Origin of the sequence: Streptomyces ovatisporus, assembly GCF_042653885.1 — a bacterium.
In the GTDB taxonomy this organism is placed as follows: Bacteria; Actinomycetota; Actinomycetes; order Streptomycetales; family Streptomycetaceae; genus Streptomyces; species Streptomyces ovatisporus.
Genome location: NZ_JBHSFH010000007.1, coordinates 195,278 through 216,533 on the forward strand (window position 1 = coordinate 195,278; position 21,256 = coordinate 216,533).

A 21,256-nucleotide genomic window follows, 5' to 3' on the forward strand; every position below is an offset into this window, starting at 1 on the left:
GATAGGCGAGGGTCTTCTCGGGGTCGCGGACGCGCTTGCGCGCCGAGTGGACGCGGATGAAGGCTTCCTGGACGACGTCCTCGCACGAAGCGGTGTCGTCGAGCAGCAGCGCCGCGAGTCCGAGCAGCGAGCGGTAGTGGACGCGGTAGGTCTCGGTCAGATGGTCGACTGTCGTGCCGGCTGTCATCGCGTCGTCAGAGTCCGCGCCTTCGGCAGCGACGCGCGGCGGGCGGGTGGCGGACCACGGCGTTATCACCGGCATACCCCCGGTGTGGAAACCGGTGGTTCCGGGAGCTGCCGCCAATGCCGATCCGAATGCCTCTGCCACGCTTGTTGGACACACACTCCCCCTGGAGGGTTGTACGCGTTCGGCTCAGCCGTTGACGATTCGTCGAACGTCCCCATGCGTACCAGCTCTTCCTGAATGCCCCTGTTGTCACAACGCCCCGACTCCTGGCAGTGGAGTCGAAGACGCCGTCCGCCCCACCGCCGGTTGCAGCAGCAGGAAGCGAAATTCTCGTCCACGCCGGTCGTACCCGCCAGTGCCAAGACCCCTCCGTACGGCACAACTTCGACCAGCGCCTGCATACCGAGGACTGTCGACGGTCGGCGCACCCGGCCCTCCGGGGCTCCCGCGGAGGGCGTGCAGCACCGCGGACGGCCCCTACGCGACGACCCGTTCGGCGATCTGCGCCATGTTCAGCGCGGCGCCCTTGCGCAGGTTGTCCGCACAGACGAACAGCTCAAGCGCACAAGGATCGTCCAGCGACTGCCGTACCCGTCCCGCCCACGTCGGGTCCGTGCCCGCCACGTCCGCCGGAGTCGGGAAGTCTCCCTGCGCCGGGTCGTCGCACAGCACCACGCCGGGGGCGTTCGCGAGGATCGCGTGCGCCTCCGCTACCGACACCTCGTGTGCGAAGCGCGCGTGCACGGACACCGAGTGCGCGGTGAGCACGGGCACCCGTACGCAGGTCGCCGCCACTCGCAGCTCCGGCAGGGCGAGGACCTTCCGGAGTTCCTCCCGCACCGTGAGCTCGTCGGACGTCCAGCCGCCCTCCGCCATCTCCCCCGTGAAGGGCACGACGTTGTAAGCGACGGGCGTCGCATGCGGGTTGGCCGGGTCCCCGGAGGGTGCCGCCGCCACGCTGCCGAGCCCGTCGGCGACGGCGCGCCTGATGTCGCCCGGGTGTCTGCCGAGTTCGGCACCGGCGGCGTCGGCCGAGGTCAGCGCCGCCAACTGGCCGCGCAGCGCCTCGACTCCGGTCCGGCCGGCCGCGGAGACGGCCTCGTAGCTGGAGACGATCAGCTCCTCGAGACCCCACTCCGCGTGCAGCGCACCCATCGCGACGATCATCGAGAGAGTCGTGCAGCCGGGACTGGCGATGATGCCCTTCGGCCGCGACCGCACGGCGTGCCCGTTGAGCTCCGGTACGACCAGCGGCACGTCCTCGTCCATGCGGAACGCCCGCGAACCGTCCACGACCACCGCGCCGTTGGACGCCGCCACCGGAACCCACTCCGCGGCGACCTCGTCCGGCACGGCGAAGAGCGCGACGTCGACGCCCTTGAGCGCCTCCTCGTTCAGAGCACGGACGCTGACGTCCTCGCCCCGTACCTCCCGTACGCGGCCGGCCCAGCGCGGAGAGGCGATCAGCCGGATCTCTCCCCACACGTCCGCCCGCTCCGAGAGCAGCGAGAGCAGGACCGTCCCCACTGCTCCCGTCGCACCGACGACGGCCAGGACGGGCCTGCCCGTACGGTCACCGGCACGGCCGACCGTACGGGCGAAGGGCGTCACCGCCCTGTGCCTCCGTAGACCACGGCCTCGTCGCTCTCGCTGTCGAGGCCGAAGGCCGAGTGCACGGCGCGCACCGACTCGTTGACGTCGTCCTCACGCGTGACGACGGAGATGCGGATCTCGGACGTGGAGATCAGCTCGATGTTGACCTCGGCCTGGCTGAGCGCCTCGAAGAAGGTCGCCGTGACACCCGGGTTCGTCTTCATCCCGGCGCCGACGAGCGAGATCTTGGCGATCTGGTCGTCGTAGCGCAGCGAGTCGAAGCCGATGGGGCCCTGCGCCTTCTCCAGCGCGGCGATCGCCTTGCGTCCCTCCGTCTTCGGAAGGGTGAAGGAGATGTCCGTCAGGCCGGTGGAGGCGGCCGAGACGTTCTGCACGACCATGTCGATGTTGACCTCGGCGTCCGCGATGGCACGGAAGATCACCGCGGCCACACCGGGCTTGTCCGGCACTCCGACGACCGTGATCTTCGCCTCCGAGGTGTCGTGTGCGACACCCGAGATCATCGCCTGCTCCATCGACTGTTCCCCTTGCCCGCTGTCCTTGCCCTGCCCGCTCTTGAGCGCGGCCTGCGCACCGGGGACGCCTTCTCCCCGGCCGTCGTGCCCGCCCGGCGGTTCACTGCTGACCCAGGTGCCCTGCAGCCCCGAGAAGGACGACCGTACGTGGATCGGGATGTTGTAGCGACGGGCGTACTCGACACAGCGGTGCAGCAGCACCTTCGAACCGGAGCTTGCCAGCTCCAGCATGTCCTCGAACGAGATCCAGTCGATCTTACGGGCCTTTTTCACGACCCTCGGGTCGGCGGTGAAGACGCCGTCGACGTCGGTGTAGATCTCGCAGACGTCCGCCTCGAGCGCGGCGGCCAGCGCGACCGCGGTGGTGTCGGAACCGCCGCGGCCGAGCGTGGTGATGTCCTTGCTGTCCTGGGAGACGCCCTGGAAACCGGCGACGATCGCGATGTTGCCCTCGTCGACTGAGGTCTGGATACGGCCCGGTGTGACGTCGATGATCCGCGCCTTGTTGTGCGCGGAGTCGGTGATCAGACCCGCCTGGCTCCCGGTGAACGACTGCGCCTCGTGACCGAGGGATTTGATCGCCATCGCCAGCAGTGCCATGGAGATGCGCTCTCCGGCGGTCAGCAGCATGTCGAACTCGCGCCCCGTCTGGACCGGGGAGACTTCCTTCGCGAGATCGATCAGCTCGTCCGTCGTGTCACCCATCGCCGAGACCACGACGACAACCTGGTTGCCGTTCTTCTTGGCCTCGACGATCCGCTTGGCAACGCGCTTGATGCCCTCGGCATCGGCAACGGAGGAGCCGCCGTACTTCTGCACGACAAGGCCCACGTGTGCTCGCTCCTCGAATCTCAGTCGTTCTGCACCCTTCCCCGCGACGTTCCGCGAGGGGACCCCGTCCGGGAATCCACGGGTCGGCTCATTTTACCGAGAGAGCGAGCCGCCCTCTCGTCCAGCGACCAAACCTGCCCGTTCACGGGAAGCCCACACGAGAACGTAAGGCACCTCACACACCCTGCCGCCACAGTGCGTGCCGGGACGCATGCGAGCAGCACCGCCGGCCTGCGCAGAAGGACGCCGCAGCCGCACGCCGGGGCACAGCCAGGGCTAAGGCGTGACTTATATAAGCCACGGCTGTAACGTGCGGTCCGTGCACGCATTCGACGTTCTCGGCGACCCCGTACGCCGACGGATCCTGGAACTGCTCGCCGACGGCGAGCAGACCTCCGGCGCGGTCTGCGGCCTGATCCAGGCCGAGTTCGGGATCTCGCAGCCCGCCGTGTCGCAGCATCTGCGCGTGCTGCGCGAGGCGGGCTTCGCCTCCGTACGGGCCGAGGGCCCCCGGCGTCTCTACGCAGTCGAGGCCGGCCCCCTGCGCGAAGTCGACACGTGGCTGGACCAGTTCCGCGGCTTCTGGGAGCAGCGGCTGGACGCGCTCGGCACGGAACTGGCCCGCGGCAGACGCGAACGCCGGAGAAGCGGCACCGCCACGGAAGGCGCCCCGCAGCACGGCAAGGAGGAGCAGCGATGAAAGACATCGTCAGCCAGATCAACGACGTCCACCGGCACGTGGGCAGCCGCACCGTTCCGGAGGGCGAAGCCCGTACGGTCCTGCTGCGCCGCACCTACGACGCGGCCGTGGAGGACGTGTGGGACGCCTGCACCGACCCCGCGCGCATCAGCCGGTGGTTCCTGCCGGTCAGCGGCGACTTGAAACTCGGCGGGCACTACCAGCTGGAGGGCAACGCGGGCGGCGAGATCCTGCGCTGTGAACCGCCCGGACTGCTGAGGGTCAGCTGGGTGATGGGCGAGAACCCGGGGTTCAGCGAGGTCGAGGTGCGGCTGACGCCCGAGGGCGAGGAGCGGACGGTCTTCGAACTGGAGCATGCCGCTGTCGTACCGCCGGAGTTCTGGGAGGAGTTCGGCCCCGGCGCGACCGGCGTCGGCTGGGACCTGGGCGTGCTCGGCCTCGGCCTGCACCTGCGGGGCGGCTCGATCGGCGACCCTTCGGCATGGGAAGCGACGGACGAGGCACGGGAGTTCATGACACGCAGCAGCGAGGCGTGGGGCGCCGCGTACGAGTCCTCAGGCGCACCCGCCGAGGCGGTGGCCTCTGCCGTCCGCGCCACGACGGGCTTCTACGCACCGGAGCGGCCGGAAGACACCTGACCGCTGCCTACCCGCTCCCTGAGACCCGCGGCGCTGCCGCGCGGAGCGGCGGGACCGGCTCCGTTGTCAGTGCCCGCTGCTTCAATTCCGGGCACCGGGAAGGACGACGGAGTCCGGCCCCGCTCCAGGAGGCAGAGCTCATGAGCAAACCGCAGGTGACAGTGGAACGCCGCGTCGCGGCGCCGGCCGACCGGGTGTGGGCGGTCCTGACGGACATCGAGGGCTCTCCCCGCGTCATCAGCGGCATCGACAAGGTCGAGATGCTGAGCGACGGCCCCTTCGGTGTCGGCACCCGCTGGCGGGAGACGCGCCGCATGCTGGGCAAGGAGGCCACCGAGGAGATGTGGGTCACGGAGAGCGAGCCGGCGAAGCGTTACGTCGTCGAGGCCGAATCCCGCGGTGTGCACTACGTCTCGGAGTTCCGCCTCACCCCGCAGGGCGGCGACGCCACGTCGGTGCGCCTGGTCTTCGGCTCCGAGATCACGGCCGGAGGCGGTCTGAAGGGCAAGCTGATGCAGGCGCTGGGCTCCATCGGCGCCAGGGCCGCCGCCAAGGCCCTCGCGAAGGACCTCGCCGACATCGCCGCTTCGGCCGAGGCCGGCGGCCCGGCGGAGTAGCGCACGCCGGTCCACCCGGCCCGGCGGGGAGACGGGTGACCCTCGTGGCGGCGAACCTGCCAAGTGACGGATGATGAGAGGTACTTGACGCGCGAGCTGGACGGTTCCCCCGGAACCCGGACGTCGGCGACCCGCGACCCGATGCGTGCTGCCGCCCGCTCCTGCGACGGATCACCCTCAAGGAGTGCACGACCATGTCCAGATCGCACTATTGGGCCTTAATGTTCGCGTACGCGCCGTATGCAATCGTCGCTCACCCCAGGAGGCCCGCGTGTCCATCGACTATGTGAAGCGCCCCGCAGGCTCCTCCGCCCCGGGTGCCGGCGCCGAGCCGGCGGGGGCCACGACCGGACCTGGTCTGGTGAGCCTCCGCAAGACTGCACGCGTGGCGCTGGAGAAGGCCGGCCTGTCGGGCCGGCGAGCCGCCGTGTACCTGGTGCTGGACCGCTCCGGCAGCATGCGCCGCTACTACAGGGACGGCACTCTCCAGCACTTGGCCGAGCAGGTTCTCGGCCTCTCCGCCAACCTGGACGACGACGGTACGGTCCCTGTCGTCCTGTTCTCCACCGAGGTCGAGGGCGTGGCAGAAGTCCGGCTCGACGCCTACGAGAACCGCATCGGCCCCCTCAACGACAGTCTCGGCCACATGGGCCGCACCAACTACCACCTCGCCATGGAAACCGTCGTCGACCACTATGTGGCGTCCGGGACCACCGACCCCGCCTTCGTCGTCTTCCAGACGGACGGCGCCCCCACCTCACGTGCCGCCGCCCAGCGTGCGCTGTGCGAGGCCGCCCGACTGCCGATCTTCTGGCAGTTCGTGGGCTTCGGGGAACCCGGGAGCAAGCAGTTCGACTTCCTCCGCAAGCTCGACGAACTGCCCGTACCGGCCCTGCGGGCCGTGGACAACGCGGGCTTCTTCGCCGCCGGCCCCGAACCGCTGCGCATCCCGGACGAGACGCTGTACGCGGAGCTGATGCGGGAGTTCCCCGCCTGGCTGGATGCGGCGCGCCGGGCAGGAATCCTCTCCCGCTGACGCACGTACGCACCGGGCCCCGGGCAGCGCCGCGCCGGCTCCTCGACGAGGGCGGCGCGAGGCAGCGCCTCCGCCACGCGACGTCCCGCTCCGCTACGCGATGTCCGCGTGGGCCGGCCCGTCCACACGCTCCGTGAGGTGGACAGTCACCGTCTCCCCCGCCTGCTTGCCGATGGCCTTGCGCACTTCGGCCTTCACCGGCAGCTTGTGCGTACCGTCGCCCAGCGCCATGAACGAACTCCGGAACGGGTGCCCGTCGATCGTGCCGCGCACCTTCACCAGCCCCCGGGTCCCGAAGTACTCGACGGAGTCCGGCCAGACGAGATAGGTCCAGCCGCCCACATCGGGGCCCTTCCGCAACGTGGCGGTGAATCGCTTGTCCATGACCGGCCTCCCTCGTCCGTCCACTCCGTGGGCCTTCCGGGAATTGACCGGGAAAACCTGGACAACTCATCGCCGGGAGGCCGGCCGCACGAGGACCACGGAACGGAAGGACGCGGGCAGGGAGAACGCTGAAGGGAGGCGAGGACCCCCGCTCGACGGCGGGCCGGACCTTCAGCCGCGACTGGCATCCTCAGCCGCGGCCGGGAGCTTCAGCCGCGGCTGCCGCCGGGCTGGATCCCCAGCGGTACGCCGATCTCGGCTGCCATCACGGCGCCGGCTTCCTTCTCCAGCAGGCCGTCGTCCTCGTCCGCGTTGCTGTCCGTGTCCAGCCCGTCGAGCGCGCGGAGCGGGGTGTCGAGACGCACGTGCGCCACGAGGGACTGCAGGGCGCGCAGGGCCGCGGACGCCGTGGGGCCCCAGTTCGACAGGTAGGAGAACTGCCACCACCACAGCGCCTCGCTCACCCGGCCCTCCTTGTAGTGGGCCATGCCGTGCCGCAAGTCCGTGATCACGCCGACGAGATCGTCGGAGATACGGCACGCGACAGGGGCCGTACGCGGCTCGTACGGGTCGAAGACCTCGGAGTAGACGTCGACCGGCTCGAGCAGCGCGGCGAGCTTGAGACGCATCTCGTCGACGTCGGGCTCCGGGCCGATGTCCGGCTCGTACCGCTCGACGGGGACGAAGTCCTCGTGTGCGCCCAACCGGCCTCCGGCGAGGAGGAGTTGAGAGAGCTCGAGCAGCAGGTAGGGGACAGCGCTGTCGGGGTCGTCCCCCTTGGCGACCTCCGTCACCGAAACGATGAAGCTCTCGATCTGATCGGAGATCTGGACGGCGAAGTCGTCCGGATTGTTCTTGATCGCGTTCAGCGTGGCGTCAGACATCGAGCAACCTTCTCCCCTCGAAGGCCCGCCCCAGCGTGACCTCATCGGCATATTCAAGATCTCCCCCGACAGGGAGGCCGCTTGCCAGGCGCGTCACCTTCAGGCCCATGCTCGAGACCATACGCGCCAGGTACGTGGCCGTCGCCTCTCCCTCCAGGTTGGGGTCCGTGGCCAGAATCAGCTCGGTGACCGCACCGTCCGCGAGCCTGCTCATCAGCTCCCGGATCCGCAGATCGTCGGGCCCGACGCCTTCGATGGGGCTGATGGCACCGCCGAGAACGTGGTAACGGCCGCGGAACTCACGCGTCCGCTCGATCGCCACCACGTCCTTCGGCTCCTCGACCACGCAGATGACACTGCGGTCACGCCGCGTGTCCAGACATACGCGGCAGTGCTCCTCCTGCGCGACGTTGCCGCACAGGGCACAGAATCTGACCTTGTCCTTGACCTCCAGCAGCGCGTGCGCAAGCCGCCGGACGTCCGTGGGCTCCGCCTGGAGGATGTGGAAAGCGATCCGCTGCGCGCTCTTGGGACCGACGCCGGGCAGTCTGCCCAACTCGTCGATGAGGTCCTGAACCACGCCTTCGTACACGGATGCTCCCGCTTCTCTCTCCTGCTTCCGGACCCTCTGTGCCCGTCCGCCCACAGCCCGGCGAACGGTAGCCGCCCCACGACCGGGCCACCATCGCCCCGGCCCCCGGAAGATCCCCGAGGAACCGCTCACCGGGCGACCCCGTGACGTGAACGACCTGGTGCCCCTTGGCCGTTCCCTGAAACCGGACCGACCGGCCCAAGCCCCGGCCCTTCCGGATCCGCCGGGCCCCGGAAGACTCCGGCGGCCCGAACTGACAGTCCTAGAAGGGCAGTCCCGGAACGCCCCCGCCGCCCAGCCCCTCGGCGAGCGGGCCGAGCTTCTGCTGCTGCAGCTGCTGGGCGCCGCTCACGGCGTCCCGCACGGCGGCGAGCACCAGGTCGGAGAGCGTCTCGGTGTCTTCCGGATCGACGGCCTTCGGGTCGATGACGAGGCCCTGGAGTTCACCGGCCCCGTTCACGGTCGCCTTGACCAGGCCGCCGCCGGAGGAACCGTCGACCGTACTCTCGGCGAGCTCCTGCTGCGCTTCGGCAAGGTCCTGCTGCATCTTCTGGGCCTGCTGCAACAGCTGCTGCATGTCGGGCTGGCCCCCACCACCGGGAATCACGACTTGGCTCCTGGCTCGTCGACGTCTCTGATGTCCGCGCCCCGCCGCCACCGCCACGGACTCGCGGTACGCAGTACGCGGTGCACGCACCGTGCATGTTCTGGGCGCAGTACGCATACGGCACATGACTCACGTAACCGCCGTACGCGTACTTCTCTTTCCACGCTGAGCCTACGTGCTCGGAGCGGAGCCCGCTGAGCCTGTCCTCATCCTGCCGACGGAGTACGGGGCCGTCCGCCCGAGATCACTCGTGCTCGAACTCCTCGATCACCGTGGCCCCGAGCTCCCGCATGATCAAGTCGTGGCCGGAGAGCGCCGATTCGTCGAGGTCGGGATCGTCCTCGGCGGGCATGTCGTCCTCAAGTCCACTGCTGTACGCACCGGACGCCGCGGAGCCCCCAGCGCCCTGGTCGCCGCGCGAGGCGAACGCGGGCCCGCCGGACTGCCCCGGAACCCCCCTCCCCGGCGCCGCCGCGACAGCCGTACCCCCCGCGCCGCCGGAAGCCGGCCCGCTCCGCGCACCCGCCAGCGCCTGACGGGCGCCCATGGCCGCGCCGGCGGCACCTGGTGAACCCGGGCCGCCCTGCCCCGGCTGCGGCCCGGAACCGGACGCCGGCCCCCCGTCCGAAGACACAGCCGAGGACCCAACCGAGGACGCAGCCGAGGGCCCGCCCACGGCACCGGGGGCGCCTCCGCCGCCGAAGCCGCTGCCACTGCCGCCCCCGCCGAAACCTCCACCGGAGCCGCCGCCCGACGGCCCGGCGCCTCCGGGACCGGAGCCCGCTCCACCGGACGGATCGACGATCGCCTCGACCTTCCACTGCACCCCGAGCGCCTCGCTCACCGCCTGCACCAGGACGTCCTCGCTGCCGCCGTTGGCGAAGCTGTCGCGCGCTCCCGCGTTCGAGAAGCCGAGCTGGAGCGTCGTGCCGTCGAAGCCGACGACCTGCGCGTTCTGGCTGAGCAGGATCCAGGTGAAGCGGCGGCGGTTCTTCACCGCCTCCAGGATCTGCGGCCACATCTGCCGCACCTGAGCGGCGCCCTGAGCCGGGTCCTTCGGCCCGCTCGCCGAGGGGCCGGGCTGCGGGGGCGACGCGGGAGAGGCCGGGGGCTCGGGCGCCTGCTCCGGCGGCGCGCTCGGCGCCCCGTCCCCTCCGCCGCTCACCGGCCACGCACCGGGACGCGACGCTTGTCCGGAAGGCGCTTCGGCGCCGCCTCCGGCACTCGTCCCGGCAGGCCACGCGCCGGGCCGCCGCCCGCCACCCCCACCCGACGAGCCCGGGGCGCCCGGGGCGCCGTCCGCCGGACGCTCCGCGACGGGGCCCGGTTCCGCAGCCGCACCCGCACCCGGGGACCCGGCCGGGGACGCGGCCGGGATCTCGGCCGGAGGCTGAGCCGCACCCGGCACCGGAGACCGGGCCGGCGGGGAAGCCTGCCCCGCAGCACCGGCTGCCGGAGCCGCAGCGCCTTCTCCCCCGGCCACGGGACGTACGGGCGGCTCGGCCACCGCGCCCGCCCCCGCCGTGCCGGTGCCGGTTCCAGTTCCAGTGCCGGTTCCAGTTCCAGTGCCGGTTCCGGCGAACGCCGCCCCGCGCTCCAGCCTGTCGAGGCGCGCCTGTACGGAGCGCTCGTCGCTGTAAGCGGCCGGCAACAGCACCCGGGCGCAGATCAACTCCAGTTGAAGCCTCGGCGACGTCGCCCCGCGCATCTCCGTCAGCCCCGCATTGACGACGTCCGCGGCACGGCTCAGCTCCGCCGCCCCGAAGGTCTCTGCCTGCCCGCGCATCCGCTCGACGACGTCCTCGGGAGCATCGATCAGCCCCTTGTCCGAGGCGTCCGGCACGGCGGCGAGAATCACCAGATCCCGCAGCCGCTCCAGAAGATCCGTCACGAAGCGGCGCGGATCGTGACCGCCTTCGATGACCCGGTCCACGATCTCGAAGGCACGCGCGCCGTCACTGGTGGCGAATGCCTCCGCCACCTCGTCGAGCAACGCGCTGTCCGTGTAGCCGAGCAGGGCCGTCGCCATCGCGTACGTCACGCCGTCCTCACCCGCACCGGCCAGCAGCTGGTCCATCACGGACATCGAGTCCCGCACCGACCCGGCCCCCGCGCGGACGGCGAGCGGCAGCACCGTCTCCTCGACCGGGATCGCCTCCCGGGTGCAGACCTCGGCCAGGTAGTCCCGCAGCGTGCCGGGCGGCACCAGACGGAACGGATAGTGGTGCGTACGCGAGCGGATCGTGCCGATGACCTTCTCCGGCTCGGTCGTCGCGAAGATGAACTTCAGGTGCTCCGGCGGCTCTTCGACGACCTTCAGCAGGGCGTTGAACCCCGCCGGGGTGACCATGTGCGCCTCGTCGACGATGTAGATCTTGTAGCGGCTCGACGCCGGCCCGAAGAAGGCCTTCTCCCTCAGTTCACGCGCGTCGTCGACACCGCCGTGGGACGCGGCGTCGATCTCGATCACGTCGATCGAACCGGGTCCGTTGCGCGCGAGATCACGGCACGAACCGCACTCGCCGCACGGTGACGGTGTGGGCCCCTGCTCGCAGTTGAGGCACCGCGCGAGGATGCGTGCACTCGTCGTCTTGCCGCAGCCGCGCGGACCACTGAAGAGGTAGGCGTGGTTGACCCGGTTGTTGCGCAGAGCCTGCTGCAACGGTTCGGTCACGTGCTCCTGCCCGATGACCTCAGCGAAGGTCTCGGGGCGGTACCGGCGATACAGGGCGAGGGACGACACACCCCCGACGATATCGGTGCGCACCGACAAGTCACGCCGCCCTCTTCCCGCCCGGCTCCCATTCCCGCACGAGCGCGTACGAGCCCGTACGACAAGCCCGCCGGAGGATCTTGGGCCCTGGAGGCCGGTGTTCGAAGCCGCCCTCGCGCCGCGAGGGAGCCGCCCGAACGCGAACGCCCCTCACGCACCCGCCAGAGCCCTCCTACCCTTGCTGCCTTCCGGCCCTGGGGGAGTTCAGAGAGATAGCGCCACGTGAGGGGCTGCGCCCAACACTACCCGATGCGCGTACCGGGGATCGAGTTCGCAAGCACGCCTGAACGTCTTGTAGAGTCTGCGGCGGAGGATTCGCCTAGTGGCCTAGGGCGCACGCTTGGAAAGCGTGTTGGGGGCAACCCCTCACGAGTTCGAATCTCGTATCCTCCGCCCAGCCTCACCGGGCTGTCACGAAGGCCCCGACCGGGAAACCGGTCGGGGCCTTCGTCGTCGCCTGGTCTCAGTTTTGGTCTCAGTCGGGGACACGGCAGCACGAGCAGACCTTGGCCGCCACGGTCGCAGTATCTCTGTGAGCCGGCATCACCTCTGAATCTCTGAAAGCCGGCATCACCCCGGGCGCCGCACTGCAGAACCACGACAGCGATAGCCCGGCGGCTCCTCCGCGCGCGGCAAGCGCCTGGTCGACAAGCTCGCCCGCCTCAGCGCCTCAAGGCCCTGTACCCCGCCTTCCGAGCATCCGCCTTCCGAGCACCCGCCTCGCGACACAGGTGAGTTGCGCCATCAGGCGCTTCCCGGGCTCGGCGGTCGGAGCGGATCTCGTCGCGACCGGACGGGGCGGCCCCGTGGCGCGCGCCTTCAAGAGTTTGTAGCGAGCCATTGACAGGAGCTCCGGCCATGGGCACTCTCATGGGCACGCGACTGGCTAAACGATTTGCCAACGCGATATCCACTACTTTGGGCGGGGGCAATGGCACGCCGGATCGGGATCAAGGATGTGGCCGCGGCGGCCGGTGTTTCGACCGCGACCGTGTCGCACATCCTGAACGGCGTCGAGGGCAAGCGGGCCAGCGCGGAGACGCGACAGCGCGTCCAGCAGGTCGCCGAGGAGCTCGGGTACGCGCCGAACGGCCTCGCCCGGGGGCTGAGGCTGAAGCGCTCGCACACCATCGGCTTCGTCAGCGACGAGATCGCCACCACCCCCCACGCCGGCCGGATGATCCTGGGTGCCCAGGAGGCCGCCGCGGCCGAGGGCCTGGTGCTGCTGCTGGTCAACACGAGTGGCGATGCCGAACTGGAGCGCACGAGCATCGAGATGCTGCTCCAGCGGCAGGTGGACGGCGTCCTGTACGCGGCGATGTACCACAGGATCGTGCGCGTGCCGGAGGTCATGGGCTCGACGCCCACCGTGCTGCTCGACGCGCGTTCCGACGATCCCGCCGTCTCCTGCGTGGTGCCCGATGAGGTCCAGGGCGGGTACACGGGGGTGCGTGAGCTGACCGACCATGGGCACCGCAGGATCGGCGTGATCGTGCAGACCGCCGAAATCCCCGCCCGGCAGGGCCGGTTGGAGGGCTATCGCAAGGCGCTGGCCGAGGTCGGTGTGTCGTACGACCCGTCGCTGGTCGCCGCCGAGACGGCAGTGCCCTACGGGTCGACCACCGGTGACGTGGACGCGGGCTACCGGGCCGCGCGGCGCCTGCTGACGACGGAGCAGCGCCCGACGGCGTTGTTCTGCTTCAACGACCGGATGGCCGCCGGTGCTTACCGGGCTGCCGCCGAGTTGGGACTGTCCGTCCCCCGCGACCTTTCGGTCATGGGGTTCGACAATCAGGAGCTGGTCTGCGAGACCGTCCACCCCGCACTGAGCACGGTTCAGCTGCCGCACTACGAGATGGGGGCGCGGGCCGTGGCCCAGTTGCTCACGCTCACCGGAACGCCGGGCCGGCCACCGGGCCCGGACACCCAGGAGATGCTGCCTTGCCCGCTGGTGGCGCGGGCATCGGTCACTTCGCCGCCCCGACTCTGACACCGGGACGGCGAAGCAATTCGCACTTCGACAGGCGACCGTCGCAACCGGTCGTCATCCCTGTCAGCACTTGGAACACTGTGAGGGTACACACATGGCCCCTGAGACCTTCGATGAGTTGTCGAACTGGCGCAGCCGGCTGATGTCCGGCACTGCCGCCGATGCGTCCGCAGGCGTGGGCGAGTTGGTCTGCGTGACCTCGTCTCATTCCTCCAACGCCCCGGCCTCTCAGGCGCGAGAGCACTGAGCCTCGCGCTCCTCGTCGACCTGGCGTCGCCGCTTCAGCAAGCCTTCCCACACCTCGCCGCCGGCATCCCGCCGAACCGCGCTCCCGTCGCCATGCCGTCGGGGGACTGCAGCGCGTGCCGGTGGGGCCGCCTTCACCGTTCCACGAGGGGTTCGAGGCCGGACCCGTCCGGTAACCGTCCGTAGCCGCAAGCTCTTTGCACATACCGAAAGGCACGTGTGTGTCCACCGCACCCTGTGATCCGTACCGGCCCGTCGCGCATCTGCGTCCGCCCCGGAACTCGGTCCACGACCCCAACGGGCTGGTCTTCCATGACGGCCACTACCACGTCTGCTACCAGTACAACCCCTACGGCGCGACCCACGCGAACATGCACTGGGGCCACTTCCGCAGCACCGACCTGCTCAGCTGGGAGCCCCTGCCGATCGCCCTGTCCCCGACCCCGGACGGCGAGGACGCCGACGGCTGCTTCTCCGGCAACGCAGTCTCCGACGGCGACCGGCTGGTCGCCTTCTACTCCGCGCACCGCGAGGACCGCTCGCCCCAGCATCAGCCGGTCACCAGCGCCACTTCCCGCGACGGCGGCCGGACCTTCAGCCCGCGGGGCGAACTTGTCATCCCCGCATGGCCCGACGACTGCACCATGTACCGGGACCCGTACGTCTGGCGGGACGGCGACGGCTGGCGGATGCTCGTAGGCTCCGCCCTCGCGGACGGGCGCGGCGCGGCCCTGCTGTACGAGTCGCCCGACCTGAACGACTGGACCTACCTGGGCCCCTTCGACGCCCGCGAGCAGGAGCCGGTCGGCGGCACCGGCCTGCACACCGGCGAGGGCTGGGAGTGTCCCCAGTACCTCCCCGCGCAGTCCGGACGGCCCGGTGCCCTCATCTTCAGCGCGTGGAACGATCACGACGGCGAACGGTGCGTCACCGCCCTGGTCGGCGAGGAACGCGGCAACGTCTTCGAGGCCGGCCCGCCAGTCCTCGTAGACCACGGACCGGACTGCTACGCACCCGCGCTGCTGCGAGCGCCTGGGGGCACCACCCACGCCGAAGGCGGTGGGGGAGGCAGATGGCTGCTGTGGGGCTGGTCCTGGGAGGCCCGCGAGGAAGCCTGGTCGGTCGCGGACGGATGGGCCGGCGTGCTGACCCTTCCCCGAGAGATCTCAGTCAGCGGCGACGGCACGCTGCGGCAGCATCCCGCTGCCGAACTGCTCGCCCTGCGCGGCGGGCACGCAGTCCACGCCGAGGACACGACTCACGGCCCGGAGCCGGTCGAACTCGGCAGTGTGGGCCGCGCCTTCGATCTGACGGCCCGGCTGGAGACGACCGGGGCGGCGGGCCTGCGGCTGCTCACCACGCCGGACGGATCCGAGTACCTCGACATCCGTCTCGATGCCGCCGCGGGTGAACTGCTCGTCGACCGCGACCACGCCTCGCTGGACGCCCGCGCCCACGGTGGCTCCTTCCTGATGCCCTGCCCCACTGATCAGCCGGTCGACCTGCGCCTGGTCGTCGACCACTCCATGGCCGAGGTCTTCCTGACCTCCACCGGCCAGGTGCTCACCCTGCGCTTCTACCCGACGGGGGACGGCCCATGGCGACTGCAGGCCCGCACCACGCGTGACGCGCGCCTGAACTACGCGGTCGACGCCTGGGAGTTGCTGCCCCTCGCGATCAAGGAGCAGAGCGCCGACACCGAACTGCCGCAAGGGCGGCCCACATGACGGATCCATCGCCCACGAGGCCATCAGGCCGGCGCCGGTCCCGAATCCCCACGATGCACCTCCACACCGTTCACTCTCACCCGCACCACACACCGGAGGCACCCACCATGAACGTCGGCAGCAGAAGTTACCGCCGGACAGCCTGTACGGCCCTGGCTCTCGTCCTTCCCCTGGCGGCACTCGCCGCCTGTGGCGGAGGCAGCGGCACCGGCACCTCCGCCGAGAAGGGCAGCGGCACGGGCACCATCAAGGTCTGGGCCCACCAGGGTCAGGCGAGCGAAGCCGCCGCCCTGCAGAACGCGGTGAAGACCTTCAACTCCTCGCAGAAGAAGATCAAAGTCAAGCTGACGCTGATCCCCGACACCGACTACACCAAGACCATCACCACCACCGACGCCGCCAAGCTGCCGGACGTGATGGAGTTCGACGGCCCGACCATGGCGAACTTCGTCTACAACAAGAAGCTCGCTCCGATCGACGGCTACGTCTCCGCCAAGACCCGGACCAACGCCACGGACGCCATCAAGGCGCAGGGCCGGGTCAAAGGCAAGCAGTACGGGCTGGGCATGTACGACTCCGGGCTCGGCATATACGGCAACAAGAAGCTGCTGGACGACGCCGGGGTGAAGTACCCCAGCGGCCTGTCCGACGGCTGGACCTCAGCTCAGTTCACCGACGCCGTGAAGAAGCTGGCAGCCGAGGACTCCGACGGCAAGAGCCTGGACCTGCAGGAGAACAGCGGCCTCGCCACCGAGTGGGGCACCTACGGCTTCGCCCCGATCGTCTGGTCGGCCGGCGGCTCCCTGCTGAAGAACGGCAAGGCCGCCAGCGCCGTGGACAGCCCGGCCGTGGTGTCGGCGATGAAGACCTTCCAGTCCTGGAAGAGCTACACAGACCCCAACACCGACGGCAATGCCTTCGCCAAGAGCCGCGTGGCGCTGAGCTGGGTCGGCCACTGGATGTACCCCGCCTACAGCAAGGCTCTCGGCAAGGATCTCGTCGTCCTGCCGCTGCCCGACTTCGGCAACGGCCCCAAGACCGGCCAGGGCTCCTGGGCCTGGGGCATCGGCGCCAACACCAAGAACGGCAAGGCCGCCGGCGCCTTCCTCGACTCCCTCCTGAACGACGCCAACGTCACCGCGATGACCAAGGCCAATGGCGCCCCTCCCGGCACCCGGTCCGCGCTTGCCAAGAGCGAGCTGTACAAGCAGGGCGGCCCGCTCCAGCTCTTCGCCGACCAGCTCGCCAAGCCCTGCGGTGACACCGACATCGACAAGTCCTGCGTCGCTGTGACCCGCCCGGTCACCGGCGGATACCCGACCGTCACCGCCAAGTTCAGTCAGGCGCTGAAAGCCGCCTACGGCGGCGCCGCCCCGAAGACCGCCCTGGCCAAAGCCGCCCGCGCCATCGACCAGGACTTCTCGGACAACGCCGGCTACAAGCTGCCGTAGCCGGCATCCATCGGCCGGGAGGGACACACGCCGACGGCGCCCATCCCTCCCGGCCGGGAAGGGGACTCCCATCGTGACCACCGTGAACCCGGCACCGGCCACGCCCGACGGGCGGAAGCCAGGCCCACCACCGACATCCGCCGAGCCCGTACGATCCAGGCGCCGCCCCAACCGCGACTGGGTGCACGGACTGCTGATGTCCGCACCCGCCCTCGGCGGGCTGATCGCGTTCGTCGGCGTGCCGTTCGTCTACGCCGTCTTCCTGTCCTTCCACAACGTGCTGCTCGGCTCACCGCTCGCGCCGCGCTTCTTCGGCCTGGAGCAGTACCGGCGGATCTTCACCGACCCCGACCTGTCCGGCCCCTTCCTGCGGGCCCTGCTCAACAACCTGACCTTCGCCGTGGCCGTCGTCCCCCTGCAGACCGCCCTCGCCCTGGGCCTGGCCATACTGCTGAACCGCAAGCTCAAGGCCATCGGCGTCTTCAGGTCCCTGTTCTTCATGCCGGTCGTGTTCCCCATGGCGCTGGTCGCGGTCATCTGGCGGCTCATCCTGGCCCGCAGCGACCAGGGCATGCTCAACTCCGCGCTGCATGCGGTGAGTTTCGGCGACTGGGGCGCATTCGACTGGCTCGGCAACGGTGCCACCGCCATGGCCTCGATCATCGTGCTGTCCATCTGGCAGGGCGTCGGCTTCCAGATGGTCATCCTGCTCGCCGGTCTCCAGCAGATCCCCGGCGAACTCTACGAGGCCGCCCAACTCGACCGGGCCTCCCGCTGGCAGCAGTTCCGCCACGTCACGCTGCCCGGCATCCGCGGCACCCTCGTCTTCGTCGCCATGCTCACCTCGGTGCTGTCCTTCCGCGTCTTCGACCAGGTCTACGTCCTCGTCAAGGGCGGCGGACTCGACGAGGACGCCACCCGCACGGTGATGTACCAGGCCGTCACCACCGCCTTCGACCAGAACAACATCGGCCAGGCATCCGCGATCACCATCGTCTTCTTCCTGATCGTCGTCGTCCTGACTCTCATCCAGCGCCGCTTCGTCCGCCCCGGCAACGAGGACTGATCATGCCCCGCACACCCCTGCGCCGCTTCCTCGACTACACCGTCCTGAGCGTGCTGGCCTTCATCTTCAGCCTGCCCGTCCTCTACCTGATCCTCGGCAGCTTCAAGCCCTCCGACGAGGTGCTCAACGGCCTGACCGGCTTCCTGCCGACCCACCTGTCCTTCCACAACTACGCCGCCGTCCTGAACAACTTCAACTCCGAGGCCACCGGCTACTTCTGGCGCTTCATGGGCATCTCACTGCTGCTGGCCACCGTCGTGGTCCTCGGGGGCCTGATCGTCAACTCCATGGCCGCCTACGGACTCACCCGACTTCGCTGGCGAGGCCAGCGCGCCGTCTTCACGCTCGTCCTGCTCCTGATGCTGGTGCCGTTCGAAGCGGTCGCGGTCCCGCTCTTCTACATGTTCAACGAACAGCGCAACACCATCTACATCCAGGCCATCCCCTTCATCGCCTACGCCTTCTCCATCTACCAGTTCGCCACCTTCTTCCGCGCGATCCCGTCCAGCATCGAGGAAGCCGCCCGCATCGACGGCGCCGGCCCCTGGCGTACCTTCTTCGCGATCATCGTCCCCATGAGCAAACCGGCGTTCGCGTCGGTCGCGATCCTGACCTTCCTCATCCAGTGGGGGTCCTTCCTCTGGCCCGTCCTGATGGTCTCCGACCCGTCACTGCGCCCGCTGCCCCTGGCGATGAGCGTCTTCCAGGGCCAGCAGCCCGTGGACTGGGGCCAGGTACTCGCCTTCGGCGTGCTGTTGGTCCTCCCCGTCCTGGTCGTCTTCGCGTTCTTCCAACGATGGTTCGTCCAGGGCGTCGCGAGCTCCGCGGTCAAGGGCTGAGCATTCCGGACGTCAGAAGCAGCCGGGGTGCGCCATCCGGCGCGGGACTTGGCCGACTTGGCCAACTCGGGCTCACGCCATACCTGTTCACGCCGCGCGCAGTGACCGGCCTTCCTGCCGGACGGCGAACTGCCGCAGCCATGGCGGTACCGGACGATCCGTAGTCGGCCGCTGTGCCGACCCGATCGTCGTCGGCGATCGGGGGGTCCGAAACTGCACGGCCGAGTCCGATTCGGGAGTCCGACGTGCTCCGGCCCGGGTCACTGGATTCCGGCGGCTCCGGTCACCATGCGTCGATGACCGGCGCACCGGGTTCGTGCTGCCGCCAGGCCTCGTTGAGGCGCGCGAGCCGGTCCGCGGCGGCCATGCCGTGCAGGGACGCGACCTTGCCGTCGCCGACTTCGAACACAACGGCGCCCACGACCCTGTCGTCGACCACGGCGAGGACGGCCGGGGAACCGTTGACCAGCGCGAAGTGCATCGCGGGCGAACCGCCGGCCAGCCGCCGCTTCGCCGGCGTGGGCTTGAAACCGGCCCGCACGTAGGAGGCGACCCGCTCGCGCGTCTTGTACCGCAACAGCCGCTTGCCCAGTCCGGCGCCGTCCGAGACCGCCGTCACGTCGTCGGTGAGCAGCGCCACCAGACGCTCGGTGCGCCCCGACGTGGCGGCGGCGAGGAACTCCTCGACGACCCGGCGCGCGGACGCGGGGTCCGCCTCGCCGCCACGGCGGCGCTCGGCGGTGACCCGGATCCGGGCCCGGTGGACATGCTGCTGGCTCGCGGACTCGGTGATGTCGAGGATTCCGGCGATCTCGGCGTGGCTGTACGAGAAGGCCTCACGCAGGACGTAGACGGCCCGCTCGACCGGCGAGAGCCGCTCCAGGAGGGTCAGTACGGCCAAGGACACCGACTCGCGCTGCTCGAAGGTCTCGGCCGGTCCGAGCATCGGGTCGCCCTCGAGGAGCGGCTCGGGCAACCAGTCACCGGCCGCACGCTCGTGACGCGCCTGCGCCGAGCGGAGCCGGTCGAGGCAGACGTTGGTGACCACCTTGGTCAGCCACGCTTCCGGCATCTCGACCCGTTCACGGTCCGCGGCCTGCCAGCGCAGGAAGGTGTCCTGCACGGCGTCCTCGGCGTCGGCGGCCGAGCCGAGCAGACGGTACGCGAGCGAGGCCAGCCGGCCCCGGCTGGCCTCGAACCGATCGATGGCTGCGCTGTCCATGCGCAACAACCTATGCGGCGACCCTGACAGCGGCCCGGTCAGTCGCGGTGGCCAGGCGGCGCTTGCGCTTCGGCATGCCGAAGGTCGGGTGGGCGATGCTCCACCCGGCTCCCTTGAGCACACCCGACTTGAGCCGCGCGGCGGTCCGCCCGCCCAGGTACCAGGACTTCGACCGGACGTCCCCGTCCACCATCTGGAAGATCGCGTCCCGCCGCCCGAGGCTGATGTGGTTGCCGTAATACTTCAGCCCGGTGGCCGGGACCTCGCCGCCCGTCAGGCGCGCGATGATCGCGGCGGTCGCCTGCATGTTGGTGAGACCGGCCGAGGCGCAGGACATCGGCAGCGGCCGGCCGTTCGCGCCGATCGCGTAGGCGCAGTCACCGGCGGCGTAGACGTCCGGGTGCGAGACCGAGCGCATGGTGCGGTCGACGACGATCTGGCCGGTCCCGGCGACCTCCAGGCCGCTGGCGGCCGCGATGGGGTGCACGGCGAACCCGGCCGACCACACGGTCACGTCGGCCGGGACGGACGTGCCGTCGGCCGCGACCGCCCGTGCCGGCTCGACGGCTTCGATGACTGTGTGCTCGTGGACGGTGATGCCGAGCCGGTCGAAGGCACGGCGCAGGTGACGGCGGGCCTTCGGGGAGAGCCAGGCGCCCAGCTCGCCGCGGGCGGCGAGCGCGACCGAGAGGTCGGGCCGGGACTCCGCGAACTCGGTGGCGGTCTCGATGCCGGTCAGCCCCTCACCGACGACCAGTACGGTGCCGCCCTCGCCCAGGCCGGCCATGCGCTCGCGCAGGCGCAGCGCCGAGGACCGGCCGGACACGTCGTAGGCGTACTCGGCCACGCCGGGGACGCCGTGGTGAGCCACGGAGCTGCCGAGCGCGTAGAGAAGCGTGTCGTACGCGAGCTCGCCATCGCCGTCCTCGCCGGTCACGGCGACGGTCCTGCGCTCGGGGTCGACCCCGGTGACGCGCGCCAGGCGCAGCCGCACCCCCGTGCCCGCGAACACGTCGGCGAGCTTGCGGAACGCGAGGTCCTGGCCGATCGCGAGCTGGTGGAGCCGCATCCGCTCGACGAAGTCGGGCACGGCGTTGACGACGGTGATCTCGGTGTCGGCGGAGGAGAGCCGGCGGGCCAGGTTTCCGGCGGCGAAGGCCCCGGCGTATCCGGCGCCGAGTACGACGATGCGGTGCTTCATGGCGTGCTCCTGTCTCGTTCGCGTGCCCTTCGAACGAGACGGCGCCCCGATAACTGACAGGTGCCGGGTGTGACACGGATCACCTCACCAGGACGAGCAGCTGAGCCTCCGGCAGACGCTCGGGCCGTCCCGGGCA

19 protein-coding genes, 1 tRNA gene and 1 other RNA gene are annotated in these 21,256 nt (G+C 70.2%); 10 read left to right on the forward strand and 11 right to left on the reverse strand.

Features of this window, described 5'->3' with window-relative positions:
- The 3 genes from ACFPA8_RS14670 to ACFPA8_RS14680 form a co-directional block, all read right to left on the reverse strand.
- Positions 1–262: sigma factor (locus ACFPA8_RS14670; RefSeq protein WP_386448085.1), on the reverse strand; the 262-nt coding region annotated here is incomplete at its 3' end.
- A 402-nt stretch (positions 263–664) separates the two neighbouring features.
- Positions 665–1,798, reverse strand: a complete 1,134-nt coding sequence (locus ACFPA8_RS14675; protein WP_386448088.1) for an aspartate-semialdehyde dehydrogenase — start codon at positions 1,796–1,798, stop codon at positions 665–667.
- Positions 1,795–3,147 (reverse strand): aspartate kinase, encoded by a 1,353-nt coding sequence (locus tag ACFPA8_RS14680; RefSeq protein ID WP_386448091.1) that lies wholly within the window; start codon positions 3,145–3,147, stop codon positions 1,795–1,797. The genes ACFPA8_RS14675 and ACFPA8_RS14680 overlap by 4 nt, the downstream gene beginning before the upstream one ends.
- A 319-nt stretch (positions 3,148–3,466) precedes the next feature.
- Between ACFPA8_RS14680 and ACFPA8_RS14685 the strand changes: the two genes are divergently transcribed.
- The 4 genes from ACFPA8_RS14685 to ACFPA8_RS14700 all read left to right on the forward strand — a co-directional run bounded on the left by ACFPA8_RS14685 (position 3,467) and on the right by ACFPA8_RS14700 (position 6,138).
- A complete protein-coding gene (locus tag ACFPA8_RS14685) occupies positions 3,467–3,847 on the forward strand; it encodes an ArsR/SmtB family transcription factor (protein WP_386448094.1) in 381 nt (126 codons plus the stop codon).
- Complete coding sequence (locus tag ACFPA8_RS14690) at positions 3,844–4,485, forward strand: SRPBCC family protein (RefSeq protein ID WP_386448097.1); 642 nt, start codon at positions 3,844–3,846, stop codon at positions 4,483–4,485. The genes ACFPA8_RS14685 and ACFPA8_RS14690 overlap by 4 nt, the downstream gene beginning before the upstream one ends.
- 140 nt (positions 4,486–4,625) lie before the next feature.
- The gene (locus ACFPA8_RS14695; RefSeq protein WP_386448099.1) at positions 4,626–5,102 is read left to right on the forward strand and encodes an SRPBCC family protein; all 477 of its coding nucleotides are present in this window, start codon (positions 4,626–4,628) and stop codon (positions 5,100–5,102) included.
- 271 nt (positions 5,103–5,373) lie between these two features.
- A complete protein-coding gene (locus ACFPA8_RS14700; protein ID WP_386448102.1) occupies positions 5,374–6,138 on the forward strand; it encodes a vWA domain-containing protein in 765 nt (254 codons plus the stop codon).
- A 93-nt stretch (positions 6,139–6,231) separates the two neighbouring features.
- Here ACFPA8_RS14700 and ACFPA8_RS14705 read toward each other — a convergent pair whose 3' ends face one another.
- The 6 genes from ACFPA8_RS14705 to ffs form a co-directional block, all read right to left on the reverse strand.
- A complete protein-coding gene (locus ACFPA8_RS14705; RefSeq protein WP_386448105.1) occupies positions 6,232–6,522 on the reverse strand; it encodes a DUF1905 domain-containing protein in 291 nt (96 codons plus the stop codon).
- A 209-nt stretch (positions 6,523–6,731) separates the two neighbouring features.
- The gene (locus ACFPA8_RS14710; RefSeq protein WP_386448108.1) at positions 6,732–7,406 is read right to left on the reverse strand and encodes a DUF5063 domain-containing protein; all 675 of its coding nucleotides are present in this window, start codon (positions 7,404–7,406) and stop codon (positions 6,732–6,734) included.
- Entirely contained in the window at positions 7,399–7,998 is a 600-nt protein-coding gene (gene recR, locus ACFPA8_RS14715; RefSeq protein WP_386448111.1) for a recombination mediator RecR, read from the reverse strand. The genes ACFPA8_RS14710 and recR overlap by 8 nt, the downstream gene beginning before the upstream one ends.
- 262 nt (positions 7,999–8,260) lie before the next feature.
- Positions 8,261–8,605, reverse strand: a complete 345-nt coding sequence (locus ACFPA8_RS14720) for a YbaB/EbfC family nucleoid-associated protein (protein ID WP_386448114.1) — start codon at positions 8,603–8,605, stop codon at positions 8,261–8,263.
- 244 nt (positions 8,606–8,849) lie between these two features.
- Positions 8,850–11,348, reverse strand: a complete 2,499-nt coding sequence (locus ACFPA8_RS14725) for a DNA polymerase III subunit gamma and tau (protein ID WP_386448117.1) — start codon at positions 11,346–11,348, stop codon at positions 8,850–8,852.
- Positions 11,349–11,514: 166 nt separating this feature from the next.
- Positions 11,515–11,613: signal recognition particle sRNA small type (ffs, locus tag ACFPA8_RS14730), an RNA gene on the reverse strand.
- A gap of 73 nt (positions 11,614–11,686) precedes the next feature.
- Between ffs and ACFPA8_RS14735 the strand changes: the two genes are divergently transcribed.
- The 6 genes from ACFPA8_RS14735 (at position 11,687) to ACFPA8_RS14760 (ending at position 18,697) form a co-directional block, all read left to right on the forward strand.
- Positions 11,687–11,771, forward strand: a tRNA-Ser gene (locus ACFPA8_RS14735).
- Positions 11,772–12,309: 538 nt separating this feature from the next.
- Positions 12,310–13,368, forward strand: coding sequence for a LacI family DNA-binding transcriptional regulator (locus ACFPA8_RS14740; protein WP_386448120.1), 1,059 nt, complete (start codon positions 12,310–12,312; stop codon positions 13,366–13,368).
- Positions 13,369–13,835: 467 nt separating this feature from the next.
- Entirely contained in the window at positions 13,836–15,341 is a 1,506-nt protein-coding gene (locus ACFPA8_RS14745) for a glycoside hydrolase family 32 protein (protein WP_386448122.1), read from the forward strand.
- A 107-nt stretch (positions 15,342–15,448) separates the two neighbouring features.
- The gene (locus ACFPA8_RS14750; protein WP_386448125.1) at positions 15,449–16,792 is read left to right on the forward strand and encodes an extracellular solute-binding protein; all 1,344 of its coding nucleotides are present in this window, start codon (positions 15,449–15,451) and stop codon (positions 16,790–16,792) included.
- A gap of 73 nt (positions 16,793–16,865) precedes the next feature.
- Positions 16,866–17,858, forward strand: coding sequence for a carbohydrate ABC transporter permease (locus tag ACFPA8_RS14755; protein ID WP_386448127.1), 993 nt, complete (start codon positions 16,866–16,868; stop codon positions 17,856–17,858).
- 2 nt (positions 17,859–17,860) lie between these two features.
- Positions 17,861–18,697 (forward strand): carbohydrate ABC transporter permease, encoded by an 837-nt coding sequence (locus tag ACFPA8_RS14760; RefSeq protein WP_386448130.1) that lies wholly within the window; start codon positions 17,861–17,863, stop codon positions 18,695–18,697.
- 283 nt (positions 18,698–18,980) lie between these two features.
- Here ACFPA8_RS14760 and ACFPA8_RS14765 read toward each other — a convergent pair whose 3' ends face one another.
- The gene (locus ACFPA8_RS14765; protein WP_386448133.1) at positions 18,981–19,919 is read right to left on the reverse strand and encodes a sigma-70 family RNA polymerase sigma factor; all 939 of its coding nucleotides are present in this window, start codon (positions 19,917–19,919) and stop codon (positions 18,981–18,983) included.
- A 10-nt stretch (positions 19,920–19,929) separates the two neighbouring features.
- A complete protein-coding gene (locus ACFPA8_RS14770) occupies positions 19,930–21,120 on the reverse strand; it encodes an NAD(P)/FAD-dependent oxidoreductase (RefSeq protein ID WP_386448136.1) in 1,191 nt (396 codons plus the stop codon).
- Positions 21,121–21,256 lie beyond the last annotated feature (136 nt).

Bases quoted from the DNA above. Each gene is read 5' to 3' on its own strand.
- ACFPA8_RS14690 (WP_386448097.1), top strand. From the start codon at position 3,844: ATGAAAGACATCGTCAGCCAGATCAACGACGTCCACCGGCACGTGGGC.
- ACFPA8_RS14710 (WP_386448108.1), bottom strand. From the start codon at position 7,406: ATGTCTGACGCCACGCTGAACGCGATCAAGAACAATCCGGACGACTTC.
- ACFPA8_RS14760 (WP_386448130.1), top strand. From the start codon at position 17,861: ATGCCCCGCACACCCCTGCGCCGCTTCCTCGACTACACCGTCCTGAGC.
- ACFPA8_RS14765 (WP_386448133.1), bottom strand. From the start codon at position 19,919: ATGGACAGCGCAGCCATCGATCGGTTCGAGGCCAGCCGGGGCCGGCTG.
- ACFPA8_RS14740 (WP_386448120.1), top strand. From the start codon at position 12,310: ATGGCACGCCGGATCGGGATCAAGGATGTGGCCGCGGCGGCCGGTGTT.
- ACFPA8_RS14750 (WP_386448125.1), top strand. From the start codon at position 15,449: ATGAACGTCGGCAGCAGAAGTTACCGCCGGACAGCCTGTACGGCCCTG.
- ACFPA8_RS14695 (WP_386448099.1), top strand. From the start codon at position 4,626: ATGAGCAAACCGCAGGTGACAGTGGAACGCCGCGTCGCGGCGCCGGCC.
- ACFPA8_RS14705 (WP_386448105.1), bottom strand. From the start codon at position 6,522: ATGGACAAGCGATTCACCGCCACGTTGCGGAAGGGCCCCGATGTGGGC.
- ACFPA8_RS14770 (WP_386448136.1), bottom strand. From the start codon at position 21,120: ATGAAGCACCGCATCGTCGTACTCGGCGCCGGATACGCCGGGGCCTTC.